Below are 14,969 nucleotides of genomic sequence, written 5' to 3'. Positions count from 1 at the left end.
TATGGCGCTGGTCGATGCAATCGAAGCGCAATCCGGCAAAATCTCGCGGCTGGGTGCTGGTATTCTTGCGGCCGCGGCACTTGAAATTGCATCGGACAGCCGCAGTTTTGCACGAATATTCGGCGTTGCCCATGCGCTTGTGTTGCGCGAAATTGCAGCATTGAGCGTAGAGGGTGGTTATATTTCTATTCTTCAACGCGATGAGCGAACACAGCGTACAAAATATGCGCTCAACGCTTCTGTTGTTCGACTTATTGAAGATACACGCAGATAATTTATTCTGCTTCTTGTTTTGTCCGGCGGCGGTGCCGATATTCCGGAGAATTCAGAATTGGCAGTTAATGATGTTTAGAAGGCGTGCTTTCCTTAGCACTCATTTAATAGCATTGTGCGCGCCGTAGAAACAGGCGAGAACCGTTCAAATGGCTAGTGAAATTCCTCCGCTTATGCAGATAAGAAAGGTTCGTCTTCGAGCTATTGCGCTGGTTCTTTTGACTAGCGGCATTGTCGGTGGTTCTGGCTATGTTGCACATGCCGAAATGAGCGGGACGATTCCTGTTGCTGTGGTTGAAAGCACGCTTGTTGAGTATCAGCCGCAACTGACTTTGTCGGGCGCGATTGCTGCCCGCTCGCTGGTCAATGTTTCTTTCCGCGTCAATGGACAAGTGGTCGAACGGCTTGTCGAAATCGGTCAGCATGTCGATAAGGGCGAAGTTCTTGCGCGCATCGATAATGCTGAGCAGCAAGCCAATATCCGGGTTGCGCAGGCCTCGCAGGATGCCGCGCGTGCGCAGCTCGTGCAAGCTGAGGCAAGTTTCAAACGACAACAGGCTTTGTTGGAGCAGGGGTTTACGACGCGCAGTCAGTTCGATCAGGCGCAACAGATTTTACGCACCGCGCAAAGCTCAATAACCAACGCTGAAAGCCAGTTGAGTAATGCGCGTGACGAGCTGTCTTATACAGAGCTGCGCGCGCCTGTTTCAGGCGTTATAACGGCGCGTAACGTCGAGAGCGGACAGGTGGTGCAGGCCGCACAGACTGCGTTTTCGATTGCCGAAGACGGCGCACGCGATGCGATTTTCGATGTGCAGGAAACGCTGGTCAATCATGCCAAAATTGGCATGGGTGTGACGCTGGGTCTGCTTTCGGATGAAGAGGTTAAGACTGAAGGCAGTATTCGCGAAATTTCGCCGGTGGTTGATGCGCAAACTGGCACTGTGCGCGTGAAGGTTGGAATTTCGGACGTGCCTGAGCAAATGGCGCTTGGTGCAATCGTTACCGGCACCGTGCATATGGATGGGCGGGAAGTGTTTATTCTGCCGTGGAGCGCGGTCGCATCGAATGCCGGAAATACGGCTGTGTGGCGCGTGGCTAAGGATACGAAGCTCGCAGCGCTGGTTCCGGTGCAGGTGCTTGCTTTTGAGAAAGAGCGGGTGATCGTTGCGTCCGGTCTGAATGAAGGCGATCTGGTTGTGACCAAGGGTGCGCAGATGTTGCGCACGGGTGCCCAGACAGAGATTATTCAGGGTCTTGAAGGGGCAGCTGCGCAATGAAGCCGTCTATGAAAATCTTTGGCTCTCTTGCTTTGGCGGGAGCGCTTGTTGCGCTGGCAGCCTGTGGCAAGGAGGATGATAAGTCCGCAGAAGCCGCTCCTGTTCGTCCGGTGCTTTACACAATTGCTACGCCAAAGCCTGCGATACAAACCAGTTTTGCCGGTACAATCGAGCCGCGCTATTCGACTGATCTCGCTTTTCGGGTGCTGGGGCGATTGATTGCGCGTCCTGTCATTGTTGGTGATCTCGTCAAAAAAGGCGAAACAGTCGCCATGCTTGATCCTACGGCACTTGATCTTTCTGTGCAGTCGGCAAAAGCTGATCTTGCAAGTGCGCAGGCGCAATATGCCAATGCTGCCGCGAGTGAGGAGCGTCTTCATATTCTGCTCAAAGGCAGCAATATTTCGCAAGCCGATTATGATGCCGCAAAACAGGCGCGTGACAGCGCACAGGCCGGGCTTGAAAAAGCACAAGCTGGTTTGCGCAAAGCGGAAGATCAGCGTGGCTATGCTGTGTTAAGCCCGGATTTTGACGGGGTTATTTCCGCCACCAATGCGGAAGTTGGACAAGTGGTTGCAGCAGGCCAGGCTGTGATGACAGTAGCGCGACCGGATATTCGCGAAGCCGTTCTTGATATACCTGACAATATGACTGAGTTTTTTGCGGCAGGAACGCCATTTCATGTTCAGCTTCAGGCCGATGGAAGTGTCACAGGGCAGGGAACTGTGCGTGAAGTTGCACCGCAAGCGGATGCGCAAACACGCACGCGTCGTGTTCGTATAGCACTTGAAAATCCACCAGAAGGTTTCCGGCTTGGCGCAACCATTCGCGCAGGCCGCACACGGTCGCAGAACGATCATGTGATCTTGCCGATTGAGGCGCTGGTGGAAAAAGACGGTAAAACGGCAATCTGGGTCGTTGATCCCAAAACGCAGACCGTAAGCCTTCATGATATTGAGGTTGTGGAGCGCGGTCGCGATAGTTTTATGGCCAATAATGTTGAAGCGGGTAGCTACGTGGCAACGGCTGGCGTGAACCAGCTTGAAGAAGGACAAAAAGTCCGGCTGGATGCGAAGGGGAGCGGCCTGTGAAAAAAGGTTTTAATCTTTCTGACTGGGCTTTGAACCATCGTTCGCTGGTCTGGTATTTCATGCTGGTTTTTCTGGTTGCAGGCCTTGTCTCCTATCTCGACCTTGGCCGTGCGGAGGATCCTGAATTTACCGTAAAGACGATGGTTGTTCAGGCAAGCTGGCCGGGTGCGTCCATTGATGAGACGATGAATCAAGTCACCGACCGGCTTGAAAAGAAGCTCGAAGAGCTGGATACGCTTGATTATACGCGCAGCGTGACCACGCCCGGCAAGTCGGTGGTGTTTGTGTTCTTGAAAGACACTGTGCGCAAGGAACAAGTGACCAAGGCGTGGTCCGAGGTTCGGCACATGCTGGATGACATCAAACCCACTTTGCCTGAGGGCGTTTATGGTCCTTATTACAATGACAAGTTTGGCGATGTGTTTGGCAATATTTATGCTTTCACATCCGATGGGTTGTCGATGCGCCAATTGCGCGACTATGCGGAAGATGTACGAACCAAAATTCTGACTATTCCAAGCGCTGGTAAGGTTGAGTTGATCGGCGCGCAGGATGAGGCGATCTATCTCGAATTTTCAACTCGTCAGGTGGCAGCCCTTGGTCTTGATCAGCAGGCTATTCTGAAAGCGCTTCAGGATCAGAATGCGATAACGCCGTCGGGTGTCGTGCAGGCAGGCCCGGAGCGCATCAGCGTACGGGTGAGTGGTCAGTTTAACTCAGAAGATGATCTTCGAGCCGTCAATTTGCGCGTCAATGATCGCTTCTTCCGCCTCTCGGACGTTGCCACAATCACACGCGGCTATGTTGACCCGCCAACAGCGATTTTCCGCGTGAATGGCGAAGATGCCATTGGGATTGCAGTTGGTATGAAGCCAAATGGCAATCTGCTGGAGTTTGGCGAAAAGCTTGACGCGATGATGAATAAGGTGAAAGCCGATCTGCCGGTCGGTATCAATGTTTCCAAAGTTGCTGACCAGCCAGAAGTGGTTCAGGATGCGGTGTCAGGTTTTACCAAAGCGCTGTTTGAAGCGGTGGTGATTGTTCTGGCCGTCAGCTTCATCAGCCTTGGTCTGCGAGCTGGTTTTGTGGTCTCGCTCTCGATCCCGCTTGTGCTGGCGATTACCTTCCTCGTCATGTCGCTGATGGACATTTCGCTGCAACGTGTGTCGCTGGGTGCGCTGATCATCTCGCTCGGGCTTCTGGTCGATGATGCGATGATTGCTGTGGAAATGATGGTGGCGCGGCTTGAACACGGCGATCCCATCCATAAAGCCGCGACTTACGTCTATTCGCACACCGCATTTCCGATGCTCACAGGTACGCTTGTGACCATTGCGGGCTTTATCCCGATTGGCCTTAATTCCAGTCAGGCAGGCGAATATACTTACACGCTGTTTGTGGTGATCGCGGTTTCGCTGATCGTTTCATGGATTGTGGCGGTGCTGTTTGCGCCGCTGCTGGGTGTGACGATATTGCCGAAAAAGATGAAGCATCATGAGCATAAGCCCAGCCGGTTTTTTCAAGCTTTCTCAAAAACACTGCTGCTGGCGATGCGCCATAAATGGATCACCATTACAGCGACCATCGCTTTGTTTGTCGTCTCGGTTTTTGGAATGGGCTTTATTGAGCGCCAGTTTTTCCCGGAATCGGATCGCCCTGAACTGGTGATCGACTGGACACTGCCGCAGAACAGCTCGATTGCGGATACCAAAGCGCAGATGGAGCGCTTTGAGCAGACGATGCTTAAGGACAATCCAGATATCGAACACTGGAGTACCTATATCGGGCAGAGCGCAATCCGTTTCATTCTGTCGTTCGATGTGCAGCCAGCCAATCCTTATTTCGGGCAGATGGTCGTGGTCGCGAAAGACGTCGACGCACGCGATCGCCTGAAAGAAAAATTCGATGAGGTGCTGCGCAAGGACTATGTTGGCACTGATACGTTCGTGAAATTCCTGGAACTTGGGCCGCCGGTCGGGCGACCGGTGCAGTATCGCATTTCCGGGCCTGACATTCAGCAACTGCGTGGCATCGCGCAGGATTTCGCAGGCGTCATGAGTGCCGATAAGCGCCTTGGTGTTGTCAGCTATAACTGGAATGAACCGGGCCGGGTTATTCGGGTCGATGTGATGCAGGACAAGGCACGCAAGCTTGGCATTTCATCCAAGGATATTGCAACGACCTTGAATAGCGTGGTGGGCGGTATTCCGGTCACGCAAGTGCGCGATTCGATCTATCTGATTGATGTGATCGTGCGCGCGCAGAAGCATGAACGCGATTCCATTGACACATTGCAGAGCCTGCAAATCGCAACGGGCAACGGAACTTCGGTCCCGCTCGCAGCTATTGCCAATTTCCGCTACGAGCTTGAGCAGCCGGTTGTTTATCGCCGTTCGCGCATTCCAACCATTACCGTTGCTGCTGGCATCAACGATAACACCATGCCCGATACAATCGTCAGCGAGTTGCAGCCTTCGGTGAACAGTTTCATCGAAAAACTGCCAGCGGGTTATTCGATTGTGACGGCGGGCACGGTTGAAGAAAGTGGCAAGAGTCAGGGACCAATTGCAGCTGTTGTACCGCTGATGCTGTTCGTGATGGCAACGGTGCTGATGATTCAGCTGCAAAGCTTCCAGCGCTTGTTCCTCGTGGTCGCCGTTGCGCCTCTTGGACTGATCGGTGTTGTTGCGGCGCTGCTTCCAAGCGGGAAGCCGCTTGGTTTTGTTGCAATCCTCGGCGTACTGGCGTTGATCGGCATTCTGATCCGTAACTCAGTCATTCTGATCGTTCAGGTTGAGGAACACATCAGCGAGGGCATGCATCCATGGGATTCGGTTGTGCAGGCAAGCCAGCATCGTATGCGGCCTATCGCATTGACCGCCGCAGCTGCAAGTCTGGCGCTGATCCCGATTGCGCGGGAAGTGTTCTGGGGCCCAATGGCTTATGCCATGATGGGCGGCATTATCGCCGGAACAGCGATCACGCTTCTGTTTCTGCCAGCGCTTTATGTTGCATGGTTCCGCATCAAGGAGCCGGATGCAAAAGCAGATGAAACAACGGTGGAGCCACAGCCACAACATTGATATGGATTGAGTGATCCAACTGGAGAATGATCATGCAAACTGCTCCATCGTTGATGCTGCAAGAAACCGAACAGTCACCCTCTGTCGTGGCGAAACTTCTTGAGGCTGAGGCCGGGACATTTGCTGAAATCCGTCGGTTGTTTGAAAAGTCGCCCACCATGATCACGACGGCGGCCCGCGGCTCATCTGATCATGCTGCGACGTTTTTCAAGTATCTGATGGAGATTGCGACCGGCATTCCGGTTGCCTCGATTGGGCCATCGGTGGCCTCCGTTTATGGCGCACAACTGAAACTGACAGGAGGGCTGCATTTCACGGTTTCGCAATCGGGTGCCAGCCCGGATATTATTGCGGTGCAGGACGCTGCAAAGCGGGGAGGGGCGACAACCGTTGCAGTGGTCAACGTCACGGATAGTCCGCTTGCGAAGGGTGCAGATATTGTGCTCCACCTTCATGCGGGTGAAGAGAAAAGCGTTGCTGCAACGAAATCCTTTATTGCATCAATTGCTGCGCTTTCAGGCGTGGTGGCTGCTGCCAGCAGTGATGCGAGATTGCAAGAGGGTTTGAGCCGCTTGCCAGAAGCACTTTCCGCAACGAAGCCGGAAGGTCGTGAGGCAGTGGAAGACCTGTTGGTTGAGGCAAAGTCGCTGTTCACAGGTGGACGCGGCACGGCCTATGCCATTTCGCTTGAAGCAGCACTCAAGGCCAAGGAAACCGCCAATATTCATGCGGAAGCATTCTCGCTTGCCGAGCTGATGCATGGGCCGATGCGGCTGGTGGAAACCGGCTTCCCAATTCTGTCGTTCATACCGCAGGATGAAGCGCTTGAAACAAGCATTCAGGCACTGGGCAGGCTTGGATCGTTAGGCGCGAACCTTGTCTCGTTTGGTGATGCTTCGGTGCCGGGCCATCGGGTGCCGTCTGCGAGCACCGGCAACGGCCATCTCGACCCGCTGGTTTCGCTCATCAACTATTATCGGATCATTGAATCGGTCACGCGCCGCAAGGGCTACGATCCCGATAAGCCCCGTCATTTGAACAAGGTGACGTCGACCGTCTAAAGAATACTCCTACAAATTTGCTCATCACGCATTATCGACTTGATAGCGCAATCCGGTCAGTGCATTACGCATTCTGGCATGGTGATCGTTGCTCTGTAGAGTAAAAATCATCATGCGAATGAGCCTGCACGATGGATCGGTTCCGCTTAATGGGAAATCTCAGAGCCGCTCTATCGATTGGTAATACGCATTATTCGACGCAAAACCGCTCCGCACTTTTGGCTCGAAAATGCTTTAAAGGAAGTCCGATGCATAACTTTGTCCTGACCGTCACCTGCAAGTCCACCCGCGGTATTGTTGCTGCGATCTCGGGTTATCTTTCGGGCAAAGGGTGTAATATCATTGACAGCGCCCAGTTTGACGATCTTGACACGGGTCGCTTCTTCATGCGCGTCAGCTTCATTTCTGAAGAAGGTGTTGCGCTCGATGTTCTGCGCGATGGATTTGCGCCGATAGCTGCGCCGTTCGAGATGGATTTCGACTTCCACGACAATGCCCATCGCACGAAGACGCTTTTGATGGTCTCGCGTTTTGGTCATTGTTTGAATGATCTTCTGTATCGCTGGAAAATCGGTGCGCTGCCGATCGATATTGTCGGCGTTGTGTCGAACCACTTCGATTATCAGAAGGTCGTCGTTAATCACGATATTCCGTTCCACCATATCGCTGTCACCAAGGCCAACAAGCCGGAAGCCGAACAGCGCCTGCTGGATATTGTTGAGAACACCGGCACCGAGCTTGTGGTTCTTGCGCGTTATATGCAGGTTCTGTCTGATTCACTTTGCCAGAAAATGTCAGGTCGAATCATCAATATTCATCATTCATTCCTGCCATCGTTTAAGGGTGCAAACCCTTACAAACAGGCCTATGAGCGCGGTGTGAAGCTGATTGGTGCGACAGCGCATTACGTGACGGCTGATCTTGATGAAGGTCCGATCATCGAGCAGGACGTTGCGCGGGTGACCCATGCGCAGAGTGCGGCTGATTATGTGTCCATTGGGCGTGATGTCGAAGCTCAGGTTCTGGCACGCGCTGTTCACGCGCATATTCACCACCGTTCATTCCTCAACGGCAATCGCACCGTCGTATTCCCGGCTAGCCCAGGCTCCTTCGCCTCCGAACGCATGGGGTGATCGACCAGTCGATATTTACGCACTGACGGTCTGCAAATGGCGCCTCTCTGCGCTTCCGGTGCTCATGTACCGAAAAGTACACTCCGCTCCGGTTCTCGAGAACCCACCATTTTCGCCACGTCATTGCAAAAATCTCAACTGGTCGATACGTTGCGGCCATAAAAAAACCCCGCTTTTGGCGGGGTTTTCTTTTGATCTATCGTGAGGCCGATTAGTCGATGTCGAAGGAAACGCCCTGTGCGAGCGGCAGAGCCTTCGAGTAGTTGATGGTGTTGGTTGCGCGGCGCATATAGCCCTTCCACGCATCCGAACCCGATTCACGGCCGCCGCCGGTTTCCTTTTCGCCGCCGAATGCGCCGCCGATTTCAGCACCCGAAGTGCCGATATTGACGTTTGCAATACCGCAATCCGAACCTTCAACCGAAAGGAAGCGCTCTGCTTCCTGCAAGTTGAGCGTGAAAATCGACGAGGACAGGCCTGCACCAACTTCGTTATGGCTCGCCAGCACGTCGTCGAAGTCGGAATATTTCATGACGTAAAGGATCGGTGCGAAGGTTTCTTCGAGAACCGGGCCTTCCTGTTTTGGCATTTCAACGATAGCCGGACGCACATAGTAAGCGTTTTCATGGCCAGTATCGACGCGTTCGCCGCCCTGTACCTTGCCGCCGTGAGCAGCTGCTTCCTTGAGTGCCTTCTGCATGTTGTCGAAAGCAACCTTGTCGATCAATGGACCGACCAGAGCTGTGGTTTCGAGCGGCGAACCAACGGTAACGCTGGCATATGCCTTCTGCAGACGTGGGACGAGAGCGTCGTAAACGCTTTCATGCACGAACAGACGACGGAGCGTGGTGCAACGCTGACCAGCGGTGCCCATTGCACCGAAAGCGATTGCGCGCAGCGCCATGTCGAGATCGGCCGATGGGCAGACGATACCGGCATTGTTGCCGCCGAGTTCGAGAATTGCACGCGCAAAACGCTTTGCAAGGCGTGGACCAACTTCGCGGCCCATGCGGGTCGAACCGGTTGCCGAAAGAACAGGAACCTTCGGGCTGTCAACGAGAACTTCACCAACAGTACGGTCGCCGAGTACAACTTCAGCCAGACCTTCTGGAGCATCGCCAAAACGCTTGATGGCGCGCTTCAGGATCGCGTCACATGCAATAGCGGTGAGCAGGGTCTTTTCCGATGGCTTCCAGACAACCGCGTTGCCGCAAACGAGAGCGAGAGCGGAGTTCCATGCCCAGACAGCAACAGGGAAGTTGAAGGCCGAGATAACGCCGACAACGCCAAGCGGATGCCAGGTTTCCATCATGCGATGGCCAGCGCGTTCGGTTGCGATGGTAAGACCGTAGAGCTGACGCGACAGACCGACTGCGAAATCGCAGATGTCGATCATTTCCTGTACTTCGCCAAGGCCTTCCGAAGGAATCTTGCCAGCTTCGAGCGATACGAGACGGCCGAGATCTTCCTTGGAAGCGCGGAGTTCTTCACCCAAGAGACGGATCAGTTCGCCACGCTTTGGAGCTGGAACAGTGCGCCAAGCGCGGAAAGCTGCGTCAGCCTTGTCGATGATCTTGACGGCATCTTCTTTGCTGTGAGTTTTGATCGAAGCGATCTGTTCACCGGAGACCGGGCTGAAGCCAGCGAGGTCGCCCGACGTGTAAAGGTCTGCATCAACGCCAAGCTTGGAAAGCAGATCAGCGGCTTCTTTTTTCACGTCGAGTTTTTTAACAGCGGTGTTCATGTTTATCCTCTTAGCCTGCTTAATCACGAGAGCAGTTCAAATTAGATCAGTTTCGTAGTTACTGCTCTCGTTGTTTATATTTACGCATTGTCCGACGCAAAACCGCTTCGCACTTTTGCTGGAAATGCTTAGTTATTCGGCTGCTTCAAGACCGCTCAGGCGGGCCTGTACAGCTTCGATGGATTCGCGTTCGATACGGGCATAATGCTCGAATTCATTAAGAACTTTGGCGCCAAGGTCTTCCTCGAAACGCTTCTGGTTCGGGCTTTCCACAAAATCCTGCGCGTCGTCATCGCCCAGATTGGACTGGAAGATACCAGCGGCACTGACCGGCAGGAAGTCTTCATAGATAATCGGATCGAACTGGACAGCGCCGCCTTCGATCAGAGTTTCAATATCGGTGTCAGGTTTGAAAGCTGCAAGACGTGCGGCATCCTTAACCGAGTAGGCGAAATAGCCAAGCGCTTCTTCGCGAATGCCTGCCCATGTGTCAGGGAAAGCGGCAAAAGTGTCGCTCAGTGCCTTCACATATTCAGCCGAGTTTGAACCATCTGGCGCCGGGCGTGCAACTGCGCGGGTATCGTTGAGCAGCTTGTCGTAAAGCGCACGGCCCTTCGGTGTCAATGCTACGCCGCGCTGTTCGATTTCACCGAAACGGGCGGTGTGAGAGCCTGGGGTCCAGGTGCCATCTGCGCTGACAAACGAGACTTCTTCTTCCAGCGCCTTGAACGAGGTCTGGCGCAGAAGGATCGGGCATTTGCGGGTTGGTGGACCTTCGACAACTGCCTTCGGGTTGATGCCGCGATCCGGCATCTGAACCTGTACAGCGTCGATGTCGAGCGTGCGTGGTGTCAGGTGGTTGATGTGCGGACCCTTGAAGGACACAACGTCGGCGATCAGGCGATGCGCATCGTGGAGGCGATGGTAAAGCTCGGCACTGACATTGGCATGATCGTGCCAGCGGAATGTTTCAAGCACTTCTGCAACGAAGGTTTTTGCGTCAGCTTCATCAAGGCCACCATTGGCTTCTGCCTTTTCGACAAGCGCGATTGCGCCCGGCGTGAAGATGTTACGCTTCGCCAGAACTTCTTCCGATTCTGCGCGCAGCTTTGCGTCGGCAATCAGATCAAGGCGCAGGAGTGATGTGAAAACACGGAATGGATTGTGCTTGAGGGCCGCATCGTCAATCGGGCGGAAAGCGGTGGAATGTACCGGCACGCCAGCGGCACTCAAATCGTAGTAACCAACCGGGAACATGCCCATGACCGAGAAAACGCGGCGCATCATCGACAGTTCAGCGGCAGTACCCAAACGGATTGCACCGTGACGTTCTTCGGAAATGCGCTCAAGCGAGTCGGTCTCCGTCAGACGCTCATGCAGATGTGTGTCGTCTGCGAGAACCTTTGCGTTCACATCGGAGACGAGTTCCATCAATGTGCCATAAGCAGGCACTTCTTCCTTATACATGGCCGACATGGCTGCCGAAAAGGCGGAGCGAATGGCGTCCGGTGAAACGAATTTCTGCGCGTTCATTGCAAGAGCTTCCGTAGAAGTTGGTTCGTCTGCCTGGAAGGTATGTGTGATAATAAAAACATACCGCGATTATGATGAAAATGTATCATATCAGCCGTTTTGCCGTTATGATCGCGACGAACGCAACTATGTTAATGCGAGATTGGAATGAAGCTTAGCAGGAGACTGATCCCCGACATTGCCACGCTGCAAGCGTTTGAATGTGCGGCCCGCCATGGCAGTTTCACGCAGGCTGCCAACGAATTGAACCTCACACAAAGCGCTGTCAGCCGTCAGATCAAGGATCTCGAAAGTCAGCTCGGGGTCTTGTTGTTTGAGCGCATCCGCCAGCGCATTCTTTTATCTGATGCAGGGCGAAAGTTCCTGCCGGAAGTGCGGCGTCTGCTCAACCAGACTGAGGATACCATGTTGCGCGCTATGGCGTCAGCGCAATCGACATCGTCATTCAGCGTGGCGACGCTGCCGACTTTTGGTACACGCTGGCTGATGCCGCGCATCCCGGATTTTATTGAAAAGCATCCCGGGATTGCTATCAATGTGGCTTCGCGTTCCGGCGTTTTCGACTTTGAAGAACAGCCATTTGACCTTGCCATTCACTATGGACAGCCGGTCTGGGCGCATGCGACCTGCACCTTCCTGTGCTCAGAAGTGATTGTGCCTGTGGCAAGCCCGAGCCTTTTGAAAGCACGCCATCCGGCAAACCCCGAAGAGCTGGAAGATGAGCCGCTGCTGCATCTCGCGACCCGCCCTAAAATGTGGGCGCAATGGTTTGAAAGCTGTGGCGTTGAAGGCAAGTCGGCTTATCGTGGTCACCGTTTTGATCAGTTTTCGATGGTGATCGGGGCGGCTCTTGCGGGCCTTGGCTTCGCGCTGTTGCCGCTTTATCTGATCGAGCAGGAATTGCGCAACGGCGAACTGGTCATGCTTTTCGAGCAGCCGATGCGGACCGAGAATGACTATTATCTGGTGGTTCCGGAAGGCAAACTTGAGAACCCGCTGACGCAGGTTTTCTGTCAGTGGATCGCTGGACAGGTGGGGAACGTTGTTCTTTAGTATAGGTCATTCCGAACGAGCATGAATTGTTGCGCAAATATTGCTGTCCTTGTGGCTTCCGCAGCGTGAAATAGCCAGCACGGCACTAGTCGCCGGTTTTTCATTATACGAAATGGTTGTCTTGAATGTTGAACGATCCGCGCTCGCATGGCCTTTGGGAAAAGACCGCTCCTGCTGCACCGAAGACCACGTCGCTGAATGGTGACCTGGCCGCCGATGTGGTGATCGTGGGTGGCGGATTTACCGGCCTTTCGACGGCTTTGCATCTGGCTGAAAAAGGCACCAACGCCGTCGTACTGGAAGGCATTGAGATCGGCTATGGTGGTTCCGGTCGCAATGTGGGCCTTGTCAATGCTGGCATGTGGGTGATGCCGGATGATTTGCCGGGCGTGCTTGGCCAGCAATATGGCGACCGTCTGCTTGATGTGCTCGGCAATGCGCCGAAGCTGGTTTTTGAAATCATCGAGAAACACAAGATTGCCTGCGAAGTGGAAAAGCAGGGTACACTGCATTGCGCTGTTGGTAAGAAAGGTCTCAAGGAGCTTGAAGACCGCTATGAACAATGGGCGCGGCGCGGTGCCAATGTGAAGCTGCTCGACGCAAAGGAAACCGAAGCCAAGGTCGGCACCAAGGCCTATTCCGGATCGCTGCTCGATCTGCGCGCCGGAACAATTCAGCCGCTTGCCTATGTGCGCGGGCTTGCGCATGCAGCCGTTGCTGCGGGTGCCCGGATTTTCACGCAAAGCCCTGTGATCGGCGCCAGCGAACAAAACGGCAAATGGGTGGTCAAGACGGCTTCTGGTACGGTGACAGCCGATTGGATAGTGGTTGCGACCAACGCCTATACCAATGTGCCGTGGGCGGAAGTGCGCGCCGAGCTTGTGCATCTGCCCTATTTCAACATGGCCACCAAGCCTCTCTCGGACAATATCAAGCGCTCCATTCTGCCGGAGCGTCAGGGCGCTTGGGACACCAAGGAAGTTCTGTCGTCTTTCCGCTTTGACCAGCAGGGCCGTCTTGTGTTTGGCAGCGTCGGTGCGCTGCGCAATACGGGTGCGAGTGTGCATAAGGCATGGGCAAAGAAGTCGCTCAAACGTCTCTTCCCGCAAATCGGCGACGTGGAATTTGAATCGGAATGGTACGGCAAGATCGGCATGACCAATGACAGTCTGCCGAAGTTCCATCGCCTTGCACGCAATGTTGTAGGCTTCTCCGGTTATAACGGCCGCGGCATTGCGCCGGGGACGGTGTTCGGCAAGCACTTGGCGAAGCTCGTTTCAGGCGAAATCAGCGAGGCCGATCTGCCGCTTCCGGTCAGCGATCCGAAGGAACAGAGCTTCCGTGGTTTGCGCGAAGCCTATTATGAAGCCGGCGCACAGGTTGCACATGCGGCTGAGATAATTATTTGAGACTGTCATATAATTGAAGTCTAAGTCCTTTATGGCATCCGCATCGCTTCCAGAGTGGAAGGGATGCGGAAGGTAAAATGATCGTTGGATCGATGCCCTTCTGCGGATCAAAAATCTGCCGGAGGGCATTTTGCTTTCTGAAATCAGTTCCGATTTTCTGGCAGATGTTTTAGAGATTTGTTTGACAGGTGAGTCATGAACAGGAATGATCGCGCTTCTCGATATGACAGTATCTGTGCCATTTCGGCTCGTATGCAGCGCAATCACGCTGGAGCGGCGGCACATGCTGCTGAAAACCACACAGAAATTCGAGGAAAGAACGCCATGACCAAGATGCTGAAGCGCGCTACAGCAATTCCTGCTCTTCTTGCTCTGTCTATCGTTGTTGCGCAGGCCGACACGTTGACGCTTTACACCTCGCAGCCAGAAGCTGATGCGACCAAGACGGTTGAAGCTTTCCGCAAGGCCAATCCGGACACGGATGTGCAGATTTTCCGCTCAGGTACGAGCGAACTCCTCACCAAGCTTGCCGCCGAATTTTCGGCTGGCGCGCCGCAACCTGATGTTCTGCTGATCGCTGATGCGGTGACGATGGAAGGTCTCAAGAAGGACAAGCGCCTTCTGCCTTACACCGAGGCTAAGGTCGATGGTTTTTCCGCCGATAGTTATGACGCTGACAAGACCTATTTCGGCTCCAAGCTGATCACCACCGGCATTGCTTATAATACAGGCGCTGCACAAAAGCCTGAACATTGGGCCGATCTCGCAAAGGCCGACTATAAGGGCCAGGTTGTCATGCCGAGCCCGCTTTATTCGGGTGCTGCGGCTTATCTCTTAAGCGGCTTTGCGCTCGATAAGGATCTTGGCTGGGATTATTTCAAGAACCTCAAAGTCAATGAACTTGCAAGCGTTAAGGGCAATGGTGCTGTGCTGAAGTCGGTTGCAAGTGGCGAAAAGCCATATGGCATTCTCGTTGACTTCATGGCGCTCAACGCCAAGGCCAAGGGTTCGCCGATCGAGTTCGTGTTTCCGTCGGAAGGTGTGCCTGCCGTAACCGAACCAGTTGCGATTATGGCGACCGCCAAGAACGTCGATGGTGCCAAGAAGTTCGTGGACTTCATCCTGTCGGATGATGGTCAGAAGCTGGCATTGGAGCAGGGCTATCTGCCTGCCAAGGAAAGTGTTGGCCGTCCTGCATGGCTGCCAGAAGGCACCAAGATCAACATCATGTCGATTGATACCCAAAAGGTTCTCAATCAGACGGATGCCGACAAGAAGCAGTTTTCTGAGCTGTTTGGCGGATAAAGTC

11 protein-coding genes are annotated in these 14,969 nt (G+C 53.9%); 9 read left to right on the top strand and 2 right to left on the bottom strand.

The features are described from left to right. The first annotated feature begins 1 nt into the window (after position 1). The 6 genes from U2P60_RS17910 (at position 2) to purU (ending at position 7,921) form a co-directional block, all read left to right on the top strand. Positions 2-274: a hypothetical protein gene (locus U2P60_RS17910; protein ID WP_413573862.1), complete on the top strand. Its 273-nt coding sequence runs from the start codon at positions 2-4 to the stop codon at positions 272-274. Between the two features lie 148 nt (positions 275-422). Beyond that, positions 423-1,553, top strand: a complete 1,131-nt coding sequence (locus tag U2P60_RS17905) for an efflux RND transporter periplasmic adaptor subunit (protein WP_413573564.1) — start codon at positions 423-425, stop codon at positions 1,551-1,553. Positions 1,554-1,561: 8 nt separating this feature from the next. Then, complete coding sequence (locus U2P60_RS17900; RefSeq protein WP_409558611.1) at positions 1,562-2,644, top strand: efflux RND transporter periplasmic adaptor subunit; 1,083 nt, start codon at positions 1,562-1,564, stop codon at positions 2,642-2,644. Then, positions 2,641-5,727: an efflux RND transporter permease subunit gene (locus U2P60_RS17895; protein ID WP_413573562.1), complete on the top strand. Its 3,087-nt coding sequence runs from the start codon at positions 2,641-2,643 to the stop codon at positions 5,725-5,727. The genes U2P60_RS17900 and U2P60_RS17895 overlap by 4 nt, the downstream gene beginning before the upstream one ends. A gap of 32 nt (positions 5,728-5,759) precedes the next feature. Continuing rightward, positions 5,760-6,788 carry an SIS domain-containing protein gene (locus U2P60_RS17890; RefSeq protein WP_413573560.1) on the top strand — a complete coding sequence of 343 codons (1,029 nt, stop codon included), beginning with the start codon at positions 5,760-5,762 and terminating at the stop codon, positions 6,786-6,788. Positions 6,789-7,036: 248 nt separating this feature from the next. Beyond that, a complete protein-coding gene (purU, locus tag U2P60_RS17885) occupies positions 7,037-7,921 on the top strand; it encodes a formyltetrahydrofolate deformylase (protein WP_313826939.1) in 885 nt (294 codons plus the stop codon). Between the two features lie 211 nt (positions 7,922-8,132). On the opposite strand, the gene U2P60_RS17880 is transcribed toward purU, so the two are convergent. Then, positions 8,133-9,665, bottom strand: coding sequence for an aldehyde dehydrogenase family protein (locus U2P60_RS17880; protein WP_413573558.1), 1,533 nt, complete (start codon positions 9,663-9,665; stop codon positions 8,133-8,135). Positions 9,666-9,797: 132 nt separating this feature from the next. Further along, a complete protein-coding gene (locus U2P60_RS17875; RefSeq protein ID WP_413573556.1) occupies positions 9,798-11,198 on the bottom strand; it encodes a VOC family protein in 1,401 nt (466 codons plus the stop codon). Positions 11,199-11,345: 147 nt separating this feature from the next. Here U2P60_RS17875 and U2P60_RS17870 point away from each other — a divergent pair, with 147 nt between their 5' ends. The 3 genes from U2P60_RS17870 to U2P60_RS17860 all read left to right on the top strand — a co-directional run bounded on the left by U2P60_RS17870 (position 11,346) and on the right by U2P60_RS17860 (position 14,965). Next, positions 11,346-12,251: a LysR family transcriptional regulator gene (locus tag U2P60_RS17870; protein WP_313826936.1), complete on the top strand. Its 906-nt coding sequence runs from the start codon at positions 11,346-11,348 to the stop codon at positions 12,249-12,251. 125 nt (positions 12,252-12,376) lie between these two features. Continuing rightward, positions 12,377-13,660, top strand: coding sequence for an NAD(P)/FAD-dependent oxidoreductase (locus tag U2P60_RS17865; protein ID WP_413573554.1), 1,284 nt, complete (start codon positions 12,377-12,379; stop codon positions 13,658-13,660). A 324-nt stretch (positions 13,661-13,984) separates the two neighbouring features. Beyond that, positions 13,985-14,965: an ABC transporter substrate-binding protein gene (locus U2P60_RS17860; RefSeq protein WP_413573552.1), complete on the top strand. Its 981-nt coding sequence runs from the start codon at positions 13,985-13,987 to the stop codon at positions 14,963-14,965. The last annotated feature ends 4 nt before the right edge of the window (positions 14,966-14,969 follow it).

The sequence above is a fragment of the Brucella sp. H1_1004 genome (assembly GCF_047308065.1).
Classification (GTDB): domain Bacteria; phylum Pseudomonadota; class Alphaproteobacteria; order Rhizobiales; family Rhizobiaceae; genus Brucella; species Brucella pseudogrignonensis_B.
Note: the sequence above shows the minus strand (reverse complement) of the source record. Positions and strands in the feature narration are given on the sequence as shown.